Source organism: Allobosea sp. NPDC055353, from assembly GCF_053644975.1.
Map to the genome: position 1 here is coordinate 474,554 of NZ_JBSHMC010000002.1, position 16,499 is coordinate 491,052.

The 16,499-nt window shown below is 67.0% G+C and carries 13 protein-coding genes; 10 read left to right on the forward strand and 3 right to left on the reverse strand.

Annotated elements, in window-relative coordinates; genetic code table 11:
- Nucleotides 1–22 precede the first annotated feature (22 nt).
- The gene (locus tag ACWIEX_RS15575) at nucleotides 23–1,591 is read right to left on the reverse strand and encodes an ABC transporter substrate-binding protein (protein ID WP_454033924.1); all 1,569 of its coding nucleotides are present in this window, start codon (nucleotides 1,589–1,591) and stop codon (nucleotides 23–25) included.
- Nucleotides 1,592–1,642: 51 nt separating this feature from the next.
- Nucleotides 1,643–2,521, reverse strand: coding sequence for a MurR/RpiR family transcriptional regulator (locus tag ACWIEX_RS15580; protein ID WP_454033925.1), 879 nt, complete (start codon nucleotides 2,519–2,521; stop codon nucleotides 1,643–1,645).
- Nucleotides 2,522–2,661: 140 nt separating this feature from the next.
- On the opposite strand from ACWIEX_RS15580, the gene ACWIEX_RS15585 reads away from it, so the two are divergent.
- The 10 genes from ACWIEX_RS15585 (at nucleotide 2,662) to ACWIEX_RS15630 (ending at nucleotide 14,946) form a co-directional block, all read left to right on the forward strand.
- Nucleotides 2,662–3,939 carry an NAD(P)/FAD-dependent oxidoreductase gene (locus ACWIEX_RS15585; RefSeq protein ID WP_454033926.1) on the forward strand — a complete coding sequence of 426 codons (1,278 nt, stop codon included), beginning with the start codon at nucleotides 2,662–2,664 and terminating at the stop codon, nucleotides 3,937–3,939.
- A 147-nt stretch (nucleotides 3,940–4,086) separates the two neighbouring features.
- Nucleotides 4,087–5,724 carry a methyl-accepting chemotaxis protein gene (locus tag ACWIEX_RS15590; protein WP_454033927.1) on the forward strand — a complete coding sequence of 546 codons (1,638 nt, stop codon included), beginning with the start codon at nucleotides 4,087–4,089 and terminating at the stop codon, nucleotides 5,722–5,724.
- A gap of 128 nt (nucleotides 5,725–5,852) precedes the next feature.
- Entirely contained in the window at nucleotides 5,853–6,317 is a 465-nt protein-coding gene (locus ACWIEX_RS15595) for a chemotaxis protein CheW (protein ID WP_454033928.1), read from the forward strand.
- Nucleotides 6,317–7,594 (forward strand): CheR family methyltransferase, encoded by a 1,278-nt coding sequence (locus ACWIEX_RS15600; RefSeq protein ID WP_454033929.1) that lies wholly within the window; start codon nucleotides 6,317–6,319, stop codon nucleotides 7,592–7,594. The genes ACWIEX_RS15595 and ACWIEX_RS15600 overlap by 1 nt, the downstream gene beginning before the upstream one ends.
- Entirely contained in the window at nucleotides 7,594–8,289 is a 696-nt protein-coding gene (locus ACWIEX_RS15605) for a chemotaxis protein CheW (RefSeq protein ID WP_454033930.1), read from the forward strand. The genes ACWIEX_RS15600 and ACWIEX_RS15605 overlap by 1 nt, the downstream gene beginning before the upstream one ends.
- Complete coding sequence (locus ACWIEX_RS15610) at nucleotides 8,286–10,550, forward strand: hybrid sensor histidine kinase/response regulator (protein WP_454033931.1); 2,265 nt, start codon at nucleotides 8,286–8,288, stop codon at nucleotides 10,548–10,550. Before ACWIEX_RS15605 ends, ACWIEX_RS15610 begins: the two co-directional genes overlap by 4 nt.
- Nucleotides 10,551–10,578: 28 nt before the next feature.
- Nucleotides 10,579–11,598: a chemotaxis response regulator protein-glutamate methylesterase gene (gene cheB, locus ACWIEX_RS15615; RefSeq protein WP_454033932.1), complete on the forward strand. Its 1,020-nt coding sequence runs from the start codon at nucleotides 10,579–10,581 to the stop codon at nucleotides 11,596–11,598.
- A gap of 13 nt (nucleotides 11,599–11,611) precedes the next feature.
- Nucleotides 11,612–12,634 carry a GGDEF domain-containing response regulator gene (locus ACWIEX_RS15620; protein ID WP_454033933.1) on the forward strand — a complete coding sequence of 341 codons (1,023 nt, stop codon included), beginning with the start codon at nucleotides 11,612–11,614 and terminating at the stop codon, nucleotides 12,632–12,634.
- A 153-nt stretch (nucleotides 12,635–12,787) separates the two neighbouring features.
- Nucleotides 12,788–13,786, forward strand: a complete 999-nt coding sequence (locus ACWIEX_RS15625; protein WP_454033934.1) for a sterol desaturase family protein — start codon at nucleotides 12,788–12,790, stop codon at nucleotides 13,784–13,786.
- Nucleotides 13,783–14,946 (forward strand): GNAT family N-acetyltransferase, encoded by a 1,164-nt coding sequence (locus tag ACWIEX_RS15630; RefSeq protein WP_454033935.1) that lies wholly within the window; start codon nucleotides 13,783–13,785, stop codon nucleotides 14,944–14,946. The genes ACWIEX_RS15625 and ACWIEX_RS15630 overlap by 4 nt, the downstream gene beginning before the upstream one ends.
- Here the strand turns inward: ACWIEX_RS15630 and ACWIEX_RS15635 are convergent.
- Nucleotides 14,870–16,390, reverse strand: a complete 1,521-nt coding sequence (locus ACWIEX_RS15635) for a glucosamine inositolphosphorylceramide transferase family protein (protein WP_454033936.1) — start codon at nucleotides 16,388–16,390, stop codon at nucleotides 14,870–14,872. The two genes, ACWIEX_RS15630 and ACWIEX_RS15635, sit on opposite strands and share 77 nt — an antisense overlap.
- Nucleotides 16,391–16,499 lie beyond the last annotated feature (109 nt).

The window sequence follows — 16,499 nt, forward strand, 5'->3', positions numbered from 1 at the left end:
CCGCGTGATACGTCGTTCCGGCTCAGTTGGCCGGGGCGATGTCGAGCATGGTCGGCCCGTAGAAGCCGGTGCCGCGGATCGTCTCGGGCACGGTGATGCGCTTGCCATAGGCCACGCTCTGCACCGGCTGGTAGATCGGCGCGAACGGATACTGCGACAGCACGTACTCGTGGTACTTGGTGAAGTTCGCCACGCGCTCGTCCCAGGTCTTGGACTTGTTCATGGCGATGTCGTTGAGCTTTTCCGCCTCGGGATCGTTGAACATCGAGACATTGGGGTAGCCGGCGCGCTTGGCCGCGAAGAACCAGTCGACGATATCGGCATTGGTCCACTGATAGGAGCGGATCGCGAGCTGGTGCTCGGTCTTCTTGCGGTACTGCGCATTGATCGAGCCGGCATCGATGATGCTGATCTCGGCCTGCATGCCGACGGCCTTGAGCTGCGCCTGGACGATCTCGGCAAGGCGCTTGAACTCGGTGCCGTTCTGGGCCCAGAGCTTCACCTCGAGGCGCTTGCCGTCCTTGACGCGGATGCCGTCGGGGCCCGGCTTCCAGCCGGCCGCGTCGAACACTTTCTTCGAGCGCTCCGGATCGTAGGAGATCTTGTACTTCGGATCGACCTGCGCCTCCTTCAGCGAGGAGATCAGGAAAGTATCGGCGACGGCGCCATTGCCGCCATAGAGGCTGGTCAGGATTTCTTTCTGGTTCACGGCGAAAGCGGTCGCCTCGCGCACCTTGATGTCGGTGAACGGCTCGACGCTGGTGTTGATCGGCATATAGACCAGCTCGTTGCCTGGGATGGTCACGAGCTTCACCGCCTTGTCGGCCTGGATGCGCGGCAGGAAGTCGGTGGGCACGTTGACGAGCAGGTCGGCGCCGCCGGTCTTGAGTTCGAGATAGGCGGTCGATTCCTCGCCGATCTCGCGGAAGGTCAGCTTCTTGAACTTGGCCGGCCCCTGGTTCTTCGAGAGGTCGGAGGCCCATTTGTAGTCGTCATTGCGGACGAGCACGGTCTGCTGGCCGACGGTGAACTGCTGCATCTTGTAGGGGCCGGTGCCGATCGCCTCGGTCACGCCGAACTTGTCGCCGAGCGCCTCGTAGGATTTCGGCTCCGGCACACACATGAACGAGCTGGCGAGGTTGAACAGCAGGTTCGGGTCGGGATGCTTCATATGGAAGCGCACCGTCAGATCGTCGACGACCTCGACCTTGTCGATCGCCTCGACGGTGAAAGCATTCTCGGTGCCCTTGAACTGCGGCACCCACCATTCGATCGTCTTGGCGTTGAAGGGCTCGCCATTGTGGAACTTGACGCCGGGCTTCAGCTTGAAGGTCCAGAGCATGCCGTCCGGGCTCGTTTCCCAGGAGGTCGCGAGCTGGCCGTGGAAGCTCTGGTCGGCATCCTGCACCACCAGCCGGTCGAAGATCAGCGTCGTCGCCGTGTTGAGCTTCGTCGCCTTGATCGGGTTGTAGGTCGGCGCACCGACGAGGCGCGCGGTCATCACGAACGTGGCTTCCTGGGCCAGCGCCGTGCTGGCCGCGAGCGCCGACAGGCCCAGCGCCAGCAGGCTCCCCTTGATCATCGTCTTCATCCCGCTTCCCCTTTGTTTTCGAGATGTTGCAAACGGCTTAGGTCCCGGCCGTCAGTCGAGCGGGCCGGAACTGTCCCCGGCATGACCGGTGAAATGGCCGTAGAGCGCGGCCATCCGGTTCAGCCGCGCCTCGACCTGCGGCCCGAGCTCGACGAAGACCGCGTTGATCAGGAGGTTGCTGAGGCTCGCCATCTGGGCGGTCGAGTCCCAGAACAGGTTGAACTCGGTCGAGACGACCAGCATCTCGTCGATGAGCCCCTGCCCCCAGTCGCAGAAGGAATCGGTGATCAGCGTGGTCTTGATGCCCGCCGCCTTCGCCTGCTCGGCCAGCACCTTGGCCATGCGCGAATAGCGCCGCGCTTCGAAGATCACGAGGCAGCGCTCCTTCTCCGCCGACAGCAGCAGGTCGGAGAAATTTCCGGCCGCAAGATCGGCCAGATGCACGCCGTCGCGCAAATACTGGAGCTGGTTGGCAAGGTATTGCGCGAGGCCGCGCTCTGTCTGGAAGCCCGTGACATGGACGGAAGGCGCCGTCGCCAGGCGGCGGGCCACCCGCTTCCACTCTTCGCTCTGGGCGAGTTCGTAGATGCGGACGAGGCCGGCGATCTCGAGCTGGAGGCTGCGCGCCAACTGGTCGTCGCCGGCAAGGCTGCGCTGCTGGAAATCGCGCAGGCGGTCGCTGATCAGCCAGGGCCGGTCGCCGATTTCCTCGGCGAGGCTGGCCTTGAGGTCCTTCAGGCTCTTGTAGCCGAGCGTCCGGCAGAAGCGCCCGACCGTCGGCTCGCTGAGCGAGACCTTCTCGGCCAGGCTCGCCGCCGTCTCGAACGGCAGGCTCGGCATCTGCGCCAGCATGTAGCTCGCCAGCGCCTTGTCGGCTTTCGAGCCGCTGGCGAGGCAGGCCTGCAATCTCTGGCGAAGCGTCTGCGACATCGGCACTCCCGCGTTCCGGAAGATCAAGAAATTTTTCTTTCAGACTGTCAAACGTTTTTTATTTTCTTGCAAAACCTGTTCAACTGGGGCTCGTTTCCGCTATGCCCGGCTTGGGGCAGATGGAACGGATTCCAAAGACGATGGCGACCGCGACAGGACAGGCCGATGTGATCGTGCTCGGCGCTGGCATCGTCGGCGTCAGCGTGGCGCTGCACCTGCAGGAGCGTGGCAAGAGCGTACTGCTCGTCGATCGCGGCGAGCCGGGCGCCGAAACCAGCCATGGCAATGCCGGGCTGATCGAGCGCTCCTCCGTCGTGCCCTATGCCTTCCCGCGCGATCTCGCGACACTGGCGAGCCTGGCCTCGAACCGCTCGATCGCCGTGCGCTATCGGCCGGCGGCCTTGCTGCAGATGGCTCCCTGGCTCGCGCGCTACTGGTGGAACTCGGCCCCCAACCGGCTCGACAAGCTCGGCCGCGCCATCCTGCCCTTGATCGAGCGCTGCATCGATGAGCACCGGCGCTGGACGCAAGCGGCCGGCACCGAGGCCCTCATGCGCGGCGAAGGCTGGATCGAGCTATATCGCACGCAGAAAGGCCTCGATCTGGCGGCCCGTGGGGCGGCCGAACTGGCTGCCTACGGCCTCGCCTATGACCTGCTCGACGATGACGCGCTGCGTCGCCTCGAACCCGGGCTGCTCGCCGGCAGCACTGCCGGCGCGGTGCACTGGCGCGACCCCGTCACGGTCAGAGACCCCGGCGCGGTGACGCGCGCCTATGCTGCGCTGTTCGTCGCCCGCGGCGGCCTGCTGAAGCCGGCCGACGCGACCGGCCTGCATCAGGAGGACGGGCAGTGGCGCCTGTCGATCGACGGTGCGGAATGGCGCACACCGGAGACCGTCGTCGCGCTCGGCCCATGGTCGAGCGACCTCATCGAGCGCTTCGGCTATCGCTTCCCGATCGGCTTCAAGCGCGGCTACCACATGCATTACGACAGCGCCGACGGAGCTGCGCCGCAGCATCCTCTCTGCGATGCCCAGGCCGGTTTCGTGCTGACGTCGATGCAGCGCGGCGTCCGCCTGACCACGGGGATCGAGCTCGCCGGCCGCGACGAGCCCTCGGATTCCTGGCAGCTCGACCAGGCCGAGCGGATCGCCCGGCAGATCGTGCCGCTGGGCCGCCGGCTCGACGCCGAACCCTGGCGCGGTGCCCGCCCCTGCCTGCCCGACATGCTGCCGATCATCGGCCCGGCACCCCGGCATCGCGGCCTGTGGTTCGCCTTCGGCCATGCCCATCACGGCTTCACTTTAGGACCAGCGACCGGCCGCCTGCTCGCGGAAATGATGACCGGCGCGCCGCCACTGTGCGACCCCTCGCCCTTCGCCGCCGAACGCTTCCTGCCGCAGGCCCGCAGCGCCTGACGGCACCGCTGCGGCGCTCAGCAGCTATCATTGCGACGCGTTTCCGCAACGGAGACGCAATAACTCCTCGCTAACGATGATCTGCGAACGATTTGGCTCATGCAGCAGCCGGAAGCGACCGGGCGTGCAGCGACGATGGATTGAGCGATGAAGAGCCTGACGATACGCCGCCGCATCCTGATCAGCTTCGCCGCGATCCTCGCGGTGATGACTGCCATGGCCGGCGCCAGCTATTTCTGGTTCCTGCAGACGGAGCGGGAGGTGGTCGAGGTCGAGACCAAGACCGTTCCGGGCCTCTATTACAGCGCGCAGCTGATGGTGGTCTGGGCCGATGCCACACGCCTGGCCAGGGAGATGGGCCGCGCCGACACCATCGCGGCGAAGAGCCAGGTTTCCGATGCGCTCCTGGCCAACCGTACGCGGATGCGCGAGCTGCTCAAATCCTACGAAGGCACGATCATTTCCGAAGCCGATCGGCGCAATCACGCTGCCGCGGCACAGCTCCTCGATCAGTTCGCAGCAGCCGAGGATGCGATCCTGGCCGCCGGCAGGCAGGCGATCGCAAGCGGTCAAGCTCCCGATCAATCCGCTGCCGTCCGTAGCGATCTTGAGCCCACAGCCGCGAAGATGCGCGGCGCGCTGCGCGAGATGGTCGATTTCAACAAGGCTGAGGCTGACGATTCGACCCGGAAGATCGTCTCGATCGTCCGCGCCGCGGAGCTTGGCCTGATCGTCTGCTTCGTGATCGCGGTCGTCCTCGCAATCCTCTGCGGCTACCTGCTGTTCCGGGCTGTCACGGTGCCGCTCGGCAAGCTGCTCGGCATCGTCGATCACATGCGGCAGGGCGATTTCAGCGAGCGCCTGACGCTCGCCCGGCGCGACGAGTTCAGCACGCTCGCCGACGGCGTCAACGCCATGGCGGACGATCTCGCCGGGCTCATCGGCCAGGTCCAGAAGTCGAGCATCCAGGTCAACACCTCGATCACCGAGGTCGCCGCGACCTCGAAGGAGCAGCAGGCGACCGCCAACGAGATCGCCGCCACCACGACCGAGATCGGCGCCACCGCCAAGGAGATTTCCGCAACCTCCAACGAGCTCGCCCATACGATGGACGAGGTCTCGGCCGTCGCCGAGCAGACCGCCACCCTCGCGAACGGCGGGCAGGCCGGGCTCGCGCGCATGGAAAGCACGATGCGGCAGGTGATGGAGGCCGCAGGCGCGATCAACGCCAAGCTCGCGATCCTCAGCGAGAAGGCCGGCAACATCAACCAGGTCGTCACCACCATCACCAAGGTCGCCGACCAGACCAACCTGCTCTCGCTCAACGCCGCGATCGAGGCCGAGAAGGCCGGGCAGTACGGACGGGGCTTCGCCGTGGTCGCGACCGAGATCCGCCGCCTCGCCGACCAGACCGCCGTCTCGACCTACGATATCGAACAGATGGTCAAGGACATCCAGTCGGCCGTCGCCGCGGGCGTGATGGGCATGGATAAGTTCTCGGAAGAGGTGCGGCGCGGCATGCAGGAGGTCCAGCAGGTCGGCGGCCAGCTCTCGGAGATCATCGAGCAGGTTCAGGGGTTGGTGCCGCGCTTCGAGGGCGCCAACGAGGGCATGCAGGCACAGGCGACCGGCGCCGGCCAGATCAGCGAGGCGCTGTCCCAGCTCAGCGAGGCCGCCCAGCAGACGGTCGAATCCCTGCAGCAGTCGACGCTCGCCATCGACGAGCTCAACCAGGTCTCGAACGGGCTGCGCAGCTCGATCTCGCGCTTCAAGCTGCGCGCATAAAGCATTTTCAAGCGAAGTGGCTACCGGTTCGCGTGAAGAAAATGCGCCAAAACAATAGCTTGGAGAATTTTCGCGATTCGGAGAAACGCGGAAATGCTCCAGACGGAAAGGCGGAACGGAACCGCGCGATGCTGTTTCTGATGTTCCAGCTTGGGCGGGACCGCTACGTGCTCGACACCGGGCAGGTCGCGGCCGTGCTGCCGCTGCTCGCGACCAAGCAATTGCCCGGCGCGCCCACGGGCGTGGCCGGCGCGATCAGCTATCGCGGCCGGCCGGTGCCTGTCATCGATCTCGCGTTGCTGGCGCTCGGGCGCCCGGCCGAGCCGCGCCTGAGCACCCGCATCATCCTGTTGCGCTATCCCTCTGGCCCCGGCCGCGACGACCTTCTCGGCCTGCTGGTCGAACAGGCCGTCGAGACCATTGAGCGCGATCCGATGGATTTCACCACATCCGGCGTCGAGGCCGGCATGCCGTCCTATCTCGGCCCGGTCGCGAGCGACGAGCGCGGCCTGATCCAGTGGGTCCGGGGCGAGGCCCTGCTCACGCCCGAAATCCGCGACATCCTGTTCCATCAGCAAGCGGCAGAGCCGTGATGGACGAGATCGCTCCGATCCGGGATTTCGAGACGCTGCTCAGGGAAACCATCGGCCTGAGCATGGAGACGGTCGGCGCCTCCGTCATCCGCCATGCCCTGAAGCGCCGGATGACGGCCTGCGCCATCCCGGACCTCCACGCCTACTGGGCTTTCGTGACGGGCAACCCCGCCGAGCGGCAGGAGCTGGTCGATGCCGTCATCGTCCCCGAGACCTGGTTCTTCCGCGACCGCGAGGCCTTCGGCGCGATGGTCCGGCATCTGCGCGAGAACCGGGCCGGCAACCGCCCGCTGAAGCTGCTCAGCCTGCCCTGCTCGACCGGCGAGGAACCCTATTCGATCGCGATGGCCCTGCTCGATGCCGGCTTTCCGGATGGCAGCTTCCAGATCGATGCGATCGACATCAGCACCCGCAACCTCGTCCACGCCGAGCGCGCCATCTATGGCAGGAACTCCTTCCGCGGCGCGGATATCGCCTTTCGCGATCGCTATTTCGAGGCCTGCGAAGGCGGGTTCAAGCCGCATGACATCGTCCGCCGGCAGGTCCGCTTCCGCCTTGGCAATGTGCTGGCCACGGCAACGCCTGCCGGCCAGGAGGCCTATGACATCGCCTTCTGCCGCAACCTGCTGATCTATTTCGATCGCGAGACGCAAGGTGCGGCGCTGACCCGGCTCCGGCAGATGCTGGCCGATGACGGTCTGCTGCTGGTCGGCCCGGCCGAATCCGGCCTGCCGCCCCTGCTCGGCTTCGCATCGGTGCGCTTTCCGCGGGCATTCGCGTTCGTGAAGGCACAGGCCGCCCGCGTGAAACCCGCCGAGCCGCCGGTTGCGCGAAAGCCGCGGCCGACGCCGGCGAAGGCTGCCCCCTCGTTCCAGGCCAGGACGGCCGCCCCGCTTTCGACGCCGCGTCCCTTCACGCAGAAGGCGCCCCCCGCCGCGCCAGCCGCACCTGCACCGGATCGGGCAGCCGCCAGCCTTGCCGGGATCGAGCGCGCCGCCGATGCCGGGCGGCTCGCCGAGGTGAGCGCAGCCGCCGAGCGCCATATCGCGGAATTCGGCCCCTCGCCGGATGCCTTCTACTGGCTCGGCCTCGCCCATGATGCGGCCGACGCCGCCGAGCACGCGATGCGGAACTACCGCAAGGCGCTCTATCTCGCGCCGGATCACCAGCGGGCGCTGGCCCAGCTCAGGCTGCTCCAGCAGCGCCTGGGCGACCATAGCGGCGCCAAGGCCCTGGCCGACCGGCTCGACCGGCTGACGAAGCGGAGCGGCACCTGATGTCCGCCGATACCGATCCGATGACGACCGACGACATCGAGGAGTGCTGGCGCGAGATCGGCGTCAGCGGCGACCGCTCCTGCCCGGAACTGGACGAGCATCTCCATTGTCGCAACTGCCCGACCCATGCGCAGATCGCCCGCAAGCTGCTCGATCGCCCCGTGCCGCCGGGCTATCGCGACGAATGGACACGACATTTCGCCAGGCTCGATGAGAAGGCGCCCGAAGGCGAGGAGATCGACAGCGTTCTGATCTTCCGCATCGGCGAGGAATGGCTTGGCCTGCCCGCCGCGATCTGCCGCGAGATCGCTGAGCCGCGCCCGGTCCATTCCTTGCCGCATCGTCGCAGCGAGGCTGTCCGCGGCATCGTCAATGTCCGCGGCGAACTCCTCATCTGCGTCTCGTTGCCCGCCCTGCTCGGCATCGGCGCGGCAGCCGCAGCGCGCGGCACCGAACGGATTGCCGTCTTCCCGCGCCTCGTCGTCACCGGCGATGAAGCAAGCCATGTCGCCTTCGAGGTCGACGAGGTCCACGGCCTGCACGGCTATCGCGCCCATGAGCGCGGCGCGGTGCCCGCGACGGTCGGCCGCGCGGCCGCCAGCGTCGTGGAAACGATGATCCCGTGGAACGGTCGCGCGGTCGGCTGCCTCGATGCGGTGCGTCTGCTCTCCCTGATCGACCGGAGCATCGCATGAGCGGCGAGGACCTCAGCGACCTCTCCATGCTCGACCTGTTCCGGGCCGAGCTCGCGGCGCAGTCGCAGGCCTTCACGACCGGCCTGCTCGCCCTGGAACGTGATCCGGCCGCGGCCGCCCATCTCGAAGCCTGCATGCGTGCCGCCCATTCGCTGAAAGGCGCCGCCCGCATCATCGATCTAACGCCCGCCGTGCAGGTCGCGCACGAGATGGAGGAATGCCTCGTCGCCGCCCAGCAGAGCAAGATCCGGCTGAACCGCAGGCATATCGACGCGCTGCTCGCCGGCATCGACCTGCTCGGCGAAATCGCTTCCGGATCAGGCGAGCCGGACACTCAGACCAGGGACCGGATCGAGGCCTTCGCACAGACCTTGCGCGGCGCTTCCCAGACGAGCGACGCACCCTCGCCGGGCGCATCCGGTCCAGACGCCAACCTGGCGGGCATGGCACCCGGCGCAGAGCCGCCTCCCCCGCCTGCTGCCCTCCCCGAAACGCCTGCGCCTATCGGTGATTCCGCGACCGGCGAGCGCATGGTCAGGGTCACCGCCGACAGCCTGAACCGCCTGCTCGGCCTCGCCGGTGAATCGCTGATGTCGGCGCGCCGCCTGCGGCCGTTCAATGACGGACTTTTGCGACTGCGGCGCGTCCAGGCCGAGCTCGCCAAGAGTTTCGAGGACCTGCGGGCCGCGATACCCGCCGATGGCGACGACCGCGCCACGCAGGCGCTAGCGGCCGCACAGCTCAAGCTGGCGGAGGGCCAGGCGCTCCTCGCGCAGCGCCTCGACGAGATGGACACGGTCGACCGGCGCGCGACCGATCTCGCCAACCGGCTCTACGACGAGACGCTGGCAAGCCGTATGCGGCCGTTCGAGGACGGCGTCCGCCATTTCCAGCGCAATGTCCGTGATATCGGCCGGGCGCTCGGCAAAACGGTGCGCCTCGACATCGTCGGCGGCGCCACCAGCATCGACCGTGACATCCTCGAGCAGCTCGACGCGCCCCTCGGCCATCTCCTGCGTAATGCCGTCGATCACGGCATCGAGGCGCCCGAGCAGCGCCGCGCCGCCGGCAAGCCGACTGAGGGCCTGATCCGCCTGGAGGCGCGGCACAATGCCGGTCTGATCCAGATCATCGTCTCGGACGACGGCGGCGGCATCGATATCGAGGCGCTCCGCCAGGCGACGCTGGCGCGCGGCCTCACCACGGCCGAGACGGCCTGGGACCTCAGCGAGGAGGAGCTGCTCGAATTCCTCTTCCTGCCCGGCTTCTCGATGAAGGCGACGGTCAGCGACATTTCCGGCCGCGGCGTTGGCCTCGACGCCGTGCAGGCCATGGTCCGGCAGGTCCGCGGCCAGGTCACTGTCGCTTCCGAGCCCGGCATCGGCACACGCTTCCAACTCCAGCTCCCGCTGACCCTGTCGGTGATCCGCGCGCTCCTCGTCGAGATCGACGGCGAGCCCTATGCCTTGCCGCTGACCGCGATCGTCCGCGCCTTGCGTTTGCCGCGAGACAAGATCGAATTGCTCGAAGGCCGCCCGCATTTCCGCCATGACGAGCAGCAGATCGGGCTCGTCACGGCCCATGAAATTCTTGGCCGAGGCGAAGCGGCAGCGGACGGCGCGGAGCTGGCGACGGTCGTCGTCGGCGAAGGCGACAATCTCTACGCGCTGGTGGTCGACCGCTTCCTCGGCGAGCGCGAGCTGGTCGTCCGGCCGCTCGATCCGCGTCTCGCCAAGGTCAAGGATGTCAGCGCCGCCGCCCTGATGGAGGATGGCTCGCCCGTCCTGATCCTCGATGTCGAGGACCTGATCCGCTCGATGGACAAGCTGGTCTCGGGCGGGCGCCTCAGGACGCTGGAACGCAGCGTGACGCGGACGGGTCAGAAACGGCGCAAGCGCGTGCTCGTCGTCGACGATTCGCTGACGGTGCGCGAACTCGAACGCAAGCTGCTCGCCCATCACGGCTTCGAGGTCGAGGTCGCCGTCGACGGCATGGACGGCTGGAACGCGGTGCGCTCGGATGCGTTCGACCTCGTCGTGACCGATGTCGACATGCCGCGCATGGACGGCATCGAACTCGTCACCCTGATCAAGCGCGATCCCAACCTGCGCAACCTGCCGGTGATGATCGTCTCCTACAAGGACCGCGAGGAGGACCGCCGCCGCGGCCTCGATGCCGGCGCGGATTACTATTTGACCAAAGGCAGCTTCCACGACGAAACTTTGATCCATGCGGTCGTCGACCTGATCGGCGAGCCATGAATCCGGGCATGCGCTGTGGGGGCGTTCCATGAGGATCGGTCTGGTCAACGACCTGCCGATGGCGGTCGAGCTGTTGCGACGCGTCATCGCTTCGACGGCAGAGCACGAAGTGGCGTGGATAGCCATGAACGGCCGCGAGGCTGTCGAGGCCTGCCGGCGCGACCGGCCCGACCTGATCCTGATGGACCTGAACATGCCGGAGATGGACGGCATCGAGGCGACGCGCCGGATCATGGCCGAGACGCCCTGCCCGATCCTGCTGGTCACCGCCAGCGTCGATGCCAATGTCTCCGGCGTCTACGAGGCGATGGGCCATGGCGCGCTCGATGCGGTCGACATTCCCAGCGTCGGCCTCGGCGGCCATACCTCGGCGCAGACGGCCGCCCTGCTGGCGCGCATCGCGACGATCGGCCGCCTGTCGCACAACCTGCCGCGGGTGTCTCCGAGCCCGCGCCGGCCACTCGCGCCGGCCTCTCTCTCCCAACGTCTCGTCGCCATCGGCGCCTCGGCCGGGGGGCCGGCGGCGGTCGCGACCCTGCTCGGCGGCCTGTCCCCCGAATTCCCGGCCGCGATCATCCTCGTCCAGCATCTCGACGAGCAATTCGTGCCGGGCTTCGCCAGCTGGCTCAGCCAGCATTGCCGCCTGCCCGTTCGGCCCGCCTGCGAAGGCGACAGGCCGGAGCGCGGCACTGTGCTGATCGCGGCAAGCCCCGATCATCTCGTTTTCAAGGCGGGCGGCGAGCTCGGCTATCGGGCCGAGCCGCGCGACTACCCCTATCGTCCGTCGGTCGACGTGTTCTTCGAGAGCGTCGCGGAAAGCTGGCAGGGAGACCCGGTCGGCGTCCTGCTGACGGGCATGGGCCGCGATGGCGCCCGTGGCCTGAAACTGTTGCGCGACAGGCGGTGTTTGACGATCGCGCAGGACAAAGCCACAAGCGCGGTTTACGGGATGCCCAAGGCTGCAGCCGCCATCGGCGCGGCCGCCGAGATTCTACCGCTGGCCGCGATCGCCCCTCGCCTGACCGAGGCGTGCGCTCCGTCGTCCTGATGAAGGTTGCCCCATGACAGGCGAAACGAAACCCTCCCTGCCCGACGTCCCGCCTCCGGCCGACAGCTACCTGTCCATGGTCCTGCTGGTCGACGACCAGGTCATGGTCTGCGAGGCGGTGCGGCGCGCGCTCGCCCATCACGGCGATCTCGATTTTCACTACTGCACCGACCCGCTGGAGGCGATCGCCATAGCCCAGCGCGTCAAGCCGACGGTCATCCTCCAGGACCTCGTCATGCCCGGCGTCGACGGGCTCGACCTCGTCCGCCAATATCGCAAGCATCCGGCGCTGCATGCCGTGCCCGTCATCGTGCTCTCCACCAAGGAGGACCCCTCGACGAAGAGCGAGGCGTTCCAGGCCGGCGCCAACGACTATCTCGTCAAATTGCCCGACAAGATCGAACTGATCGCCCGGGTGCGCTACCACACCCGCGCCTATCTCGATCATCTCCAGCGCGACGAGGCCTATCGCGCGCTGCGCGAAAGTCAGCGCGAGCTGATGCGCGCCAATCTCGAACTGGAGCGCCTGACCCGGATCGACGGCCTCACCGGCCTCGGCAACCGCCGCTATTTCGACGAGTACCTCGCCGCCGAATGGAAGCGCTGCCAGCGCACCGAAAGCCCGCTCTCGGTGCTGATGATCGATGTCGACCATTTCAAGCGCTACAACGACGCCTATGGCCATCTCGCCGGCGACGACGTGCTGAAGCAGGTCGCGCGCGTGATCCAGGACGGCTCGACCCGCTCGACCGACCTCGCCGCGCGCTTCGGCGGCGAGGAGTTCGTGGTGATCCTGACCGGCGTGCCGCAGGAAGGCGCAAGCCATGTCGCCGAGCGACTGGTGCAGGGCGTGCGCGACCTGAACATCGCTCATCGCACTGACCGGGTGACGATCAGCGTCGGCGTCGCGACCGCCTGGCCGGATGCCGAGGGCGACCCCGCCCGGCTGGTCAATGCCGCCGACCTCGCTCTGTTCCGCGCCAAGAATGAAGGTCGCAACCGCCTGGTCTATGCGGAGCTTTCGCCCGATCGCTGACCCTCCACATTCTGCAAACGCGGTCGTCCGGGCTTAACCAGAAATGGCTTAACCTTGGGCCTTGGCCTTTCATCCCCTCGGCTAAACGTTTAATCACCCGCGGGCCAGCCATGTGGCCCCGCATCGATGATTGAGATGCCGATGTTTGCGCAAATGGCCGATTTTATCGGCAAGATCCTCGACAAGATCTCGGCGACGAGCCTGGTCGCGACCGGGATGCTCCTGCTGACGGCGCTCGTGAGCGCGCTGGTCGCCTATCTCAGGACAACGAAGGAGCGCAGCTTCCGCGAGTTCTTCGATTTCGTGTTTCCCCACGAGATCATCACCCATCCTTCAGCCAAGGCCGACCTGCTGTTCTGGGTCACCCGCAAGGCGCTCATGCCCTTCCTGATGCTGCCGGCGGGCATCACCTTCGTCGTCGCCGTCGGCTATGCGACCAACCGGCTGCTGGCGGCGCTCTTCCAGATCGACGCGCCACTGATCCCCGGCCCGGCCGGACCAGTCACAACGGTGATCTTCACCGTGACGATGCTGCTCGCCTACGACATCTCCTATTATTTCTACCATGTCGCGCAACACCGCTTCCCGATCCTGTGGGAGCTGCACAAGGTCCATCATTCCGCGGAGGTGATGGTCGGCATCACCAAGGACCGCGTCCACCCGCTCGACGAACTGATGAACCGCGCCTGGGACGGCGTGATCCCCGGCATCTGCTTCGGCATCTGGTCGCTGGTCTCGCTCAACCTGGTCGAGCTCACCGTCTTCGGCATCAATGTCTATGTGATGCGCAACATCCTGATGATGGATTTCGTCAGGCACACCCATTTCAAGATCTCGTTCGGATCGCTCAACAACGTCGTCCTGTGCCCGCACTGGCACCAGTTGCATCACAGCGTCGACCCGCGCCATTACGACAAGAATTTCGGCCTGCTGTTCTCGTTCTGGGATCGCTTCTTCGGGACGCTCTGCGTGCCGAAGCCCGACGAGGACTTCAGGTTTGGGCTGATGGAGCGCAATGTCCGCGACTACCAGTCCCTCTCCGGCCTTTATCTGATGCCGCTGAAGCGGATGTGGCGGCAGATCAGGTTGCGCCTGCGCCCCCGCGCCAGCCAGCAGCAGGCCACGCCGGATATCGAGGAAACCCGATCGTGAGCGGGCAGAAGCGGCTCGCTGCGGCAGGCGGCCGTGAGATCGAGACGATCACCTCCTATCAGGAGTTCGCCGCGCTCGCGCCGGCCTGGAACGCCCTGTGGCAGCGTGCCGACGGCCTCGTCTTCCAGAGCCATGCCTGGATCGATGCCTGGTGGCGCACCGCGACACGCCGCGACGACCGCGACCTCGTGATCGGCCTGGTCTGGAACGGCGCTGAGCTCGAAGCCGTGCTGCCCTTCGCCACGATCCGGCGCCGCGGCGTCACCGTCCTGGAATGGGCTGCCAAGGAGCATAGCGACTATGGCGACGCGCTCCTCGCCCCAGACCGGAACCGCGACGCCGTCGCCGCGCTGTGGTGGGAAATCGCCGCAGCCGGCCGCTTCGACATGCTCTATCTGAACCGGCTCCTGCCGGATGCCGCCATCCGGGGCATCATCGCCTCGGACGTCACGGCCGGCACCTTGCGCCCCAACCATCGCAGCGAGATCAGCTATCGCGTCGCCGGTCCCTGGCAGCGCGGCACGGACTGGTTCGAGGCGCAGTCGAAGAAGACGCGGCAGAACTACCGACGCGGCCGGAAATTCATGGAGGAAAGCGGCGAGCTTCACTTCCGCCTGATGAAAACGGACGAGCCGCTGGAGCCGGTGCTCGCCCGCGTCGCCGCCCTCAAGCGCAAATGGCTGGAGCGGCACGGCCGCGCCTCCGACCTGTTCGACGAGGGCACGCCGGCGCTTGCCGCGCTGGTCGGCGTGATGGCCCGGCTCGGCATCCTGCATGTCTTCGTGCTGGAACTGGCCGGCACCGTCGTCGCGGTCTCGATCAACGTCGTCCAGCGCCGGCGGATGATGGCCTTCATCACCACCTACGACCTGGAATTCGAGCGCGCCTCACCCGGCATGGTCCTGATGATGGATTATATCCAGTGGTCGATCGACCAGGGGCAGGAGATGGTCGACTTCATGTGCGGCGGCGAGGATTTCAAGCGGCGCTTCGCCACGCAATCCGAGACGCTGGATTCGGTGACCGGCGCGCGCACGCTGGTCGGACGGCTCGCCATGATGGCCGATGGCGCCGGCCATGCCCTCAGGAACTGGCGCTCGCGTCCGCCGGCTTCCGCCGAGCCAGCGGATTCCGCCGAACCATCGCCGAGCCATCGATGAATTCGAAGCCGCCGGCACTGTTCAGGCTGTGCAGGCGACGGCCGGGCCAGAGCGGACCGGCCTCCAGGATGGTCTCGATGTCCTGCGCAAAACCGGCATCGTCGAGCTGGGTGACGCGGGCGATGCCGAGCGCCTTGCCGTAGCCCTGGCGGCAATCCTGCACCGGGCGCAGCAATTGGCCGTCACGCAGGACCATGCGGCCGGCGGGGCGCGCCGAGGCGATGTCGATCAGCACGGGATTGCGCGGATGCGGGGTCCAGGGGCCCCGAAAATCCGGCGCCGACCACAGATGCAGCGCGTCGGAGAACGCCCCGCCGCCATCGCGCACCGTCGCGAACAGCCACCACCGCCCGTCCCGCTCGATCAGGGTGGCGTCGCTTGCGACGATGCCCTCGATCAGGGTGGCCTCCTTCACCCAGCCGCCCGGGAAAGCGGTGGCCCGGAACAGGTCGACGCGCCCCGCGCTGCAGCTTTCCGGAATCATCCAGATTTCCCCGTCCCGCGCGAAGACGAAGGGATAGGACAGGTGCCCCGGCTGCTCGAAGACGGGCTCGGGCCTGCCCAACGGACCATCCGGCCCGAACTCGACCGCCGAAATGATGCCCTTGCCGGTCGCATGGACGAAATCCTCGACGAAGAGCGTGAGCTTGCCTTGGTGCAGGATCGGAAACGGATCGGCATAGAAGCGGGTGCCGTCATCCGGCAGGTCGGTCCAGCCGCTCTCGGGATGCCGTTTCAGTGCGAACAGGTCGGGGCCGTCGAACCTGCGCCAGCCGACCCGCCAATGCGGCGCGTGGAAACAGGCCCGGTAGACCAGTGCGAGCGCTTTCGAGACCCCGGCCTTGACGATGGCCTTCGCGATGCCGGCCTGCGGCGCGGACGTCGCCGGCTGCCCGGCTTCCGTGACCGGCAGGGCCGGAACACGCAGTCGCCCGCCGGACACGGCGGCAACGATCAGCGTCACCAGCCGGCTGAGGACATCATCCAGCGTCGCCAGGAGGACACGGCCATATTCGGTTCCCGGACGGCCGGCGGCAATCAGTTCGCCGCCTTCCTTCAGTTCGACCAGCGGCATCCGCCCGGCGAGCAAGGCAGCAACGAGAGCGCCCTCTCCCGCCTCTCCGTCGACATGCAGGGTCCAGCGACGCTCCGGCACGCCTGTCGCTCCGTTGCCGAGATCCAGAACCAGATCGGCAGCTCCCGCAGGCCAGCCGATCGGAATCGTCACATCGCTGCGGGACGCCGTGGCGAACAGGCTATCGGGCCGCAGGCCATGGAGCAGGCCTTCCACGCGAAACAGAAGGCCGAGCCCGCTCTGGTCGGCCGGATCGACCTCAGGCAGCGAAATCGACAGATCGAGGCCCGGAATACCGCTCAGGCGATCGATCAGCAGGAGATGCCATCGCCGCAACGGCGAAGCACCGATCGTCAACGTCAGTCGCATGCCCCATCCCACGCGGCGGCGCGCGCCGAGCGGCGCGCCAGCAGCGGGCAGCCTGCCATGCCGGGATTTCGATTTCGTTAGCCCTGACGCCGCAGCGGAGCCACGGCCG

Coding starts and splice junctions, on each gene's coding strand:
- ACWIEX_RS15575 (WP_454033924.1), bottom strand. CDS start 1,591: ATGAAGACGATGATCAAGGGGAGCCTGCTGGCGCTGGGCCTGTCGGCG.
- ACWIEX_RS15610 (WP_454033931.1), top strand. CDS start 8,286: ATGAGCGGCGAGGACCTCAGCGACCTCTCCATGCTCGACCTGTTCCGG.
- ACWIEX_RS15595 (WP_454033928.1), top strand. CDS start 5,853: ATGCTGTTTCTGATGTTCCAGCTTGGGCGGGACCGCTACGTGCTCGAC.
- ACWIEX_RS15605 (WP_454033930.1), top strand. CDS start 7,594: ATGTCCGCCGATACCGATCCGATGACGACCGACGACATCGAGGAGTGC.
- ACWIEX_RS15590 (WP_454033927.1), top strand. CDS start 4,087: ATGAAGAGCCTGACGATACGCCGCCGCATCCTGATCAGCTTCGCCGCG.
- ACWIEX_RS15625 (WP_454033934.1), top strand. CDS start 12,788: ATGGCCGATTTTATCGGCAAGATCCTCGACAAGATCTCGGCGACGAGC.
- ACWIEX_RS15635 (WP_454033936.1), bottom strand. CDS start 16,390: ATGCGACTGACGTTGACGATCGGTGCTTCGCCGTTGCGGCGATGGCAT.
- ACWIEX_RS15620 (WP_454033933.1), top strand. CDS start 11,612: ATGACAGGCGAAACGAAACCCTCCCTGCCCGACGTCCCGCCTCCGGCC.
- ACWIEX_RS15600 (WP_454033929.1), top strand. CDS start 6,317: ATGGACGAGATCGCTCCGATCCGGGATTTCGAGACGCTGCTCAGGGAA.
- cheB (WP_454033932.1), top strand. CDS start 10,579: ATGAGGATCGGTCTGGTCAACGACCTGCCGATGGCGGTCGAGCTGTTG.
- ACWIEX_RS15580 (WP_454033925.1), bottom strand. CDS start 2,521: ATGTCGCAGACGCTTCGCCAGAGATTGCAGGCCTGCCTCGCCAGCGGC.
- ACWIEX_RS15585 (WP_454033926.1), top strand. CDS start 2,662: ATGGCGACCGCGACAGGACAGGCCGATGTGATCGTGCTCGGCGCTGGC.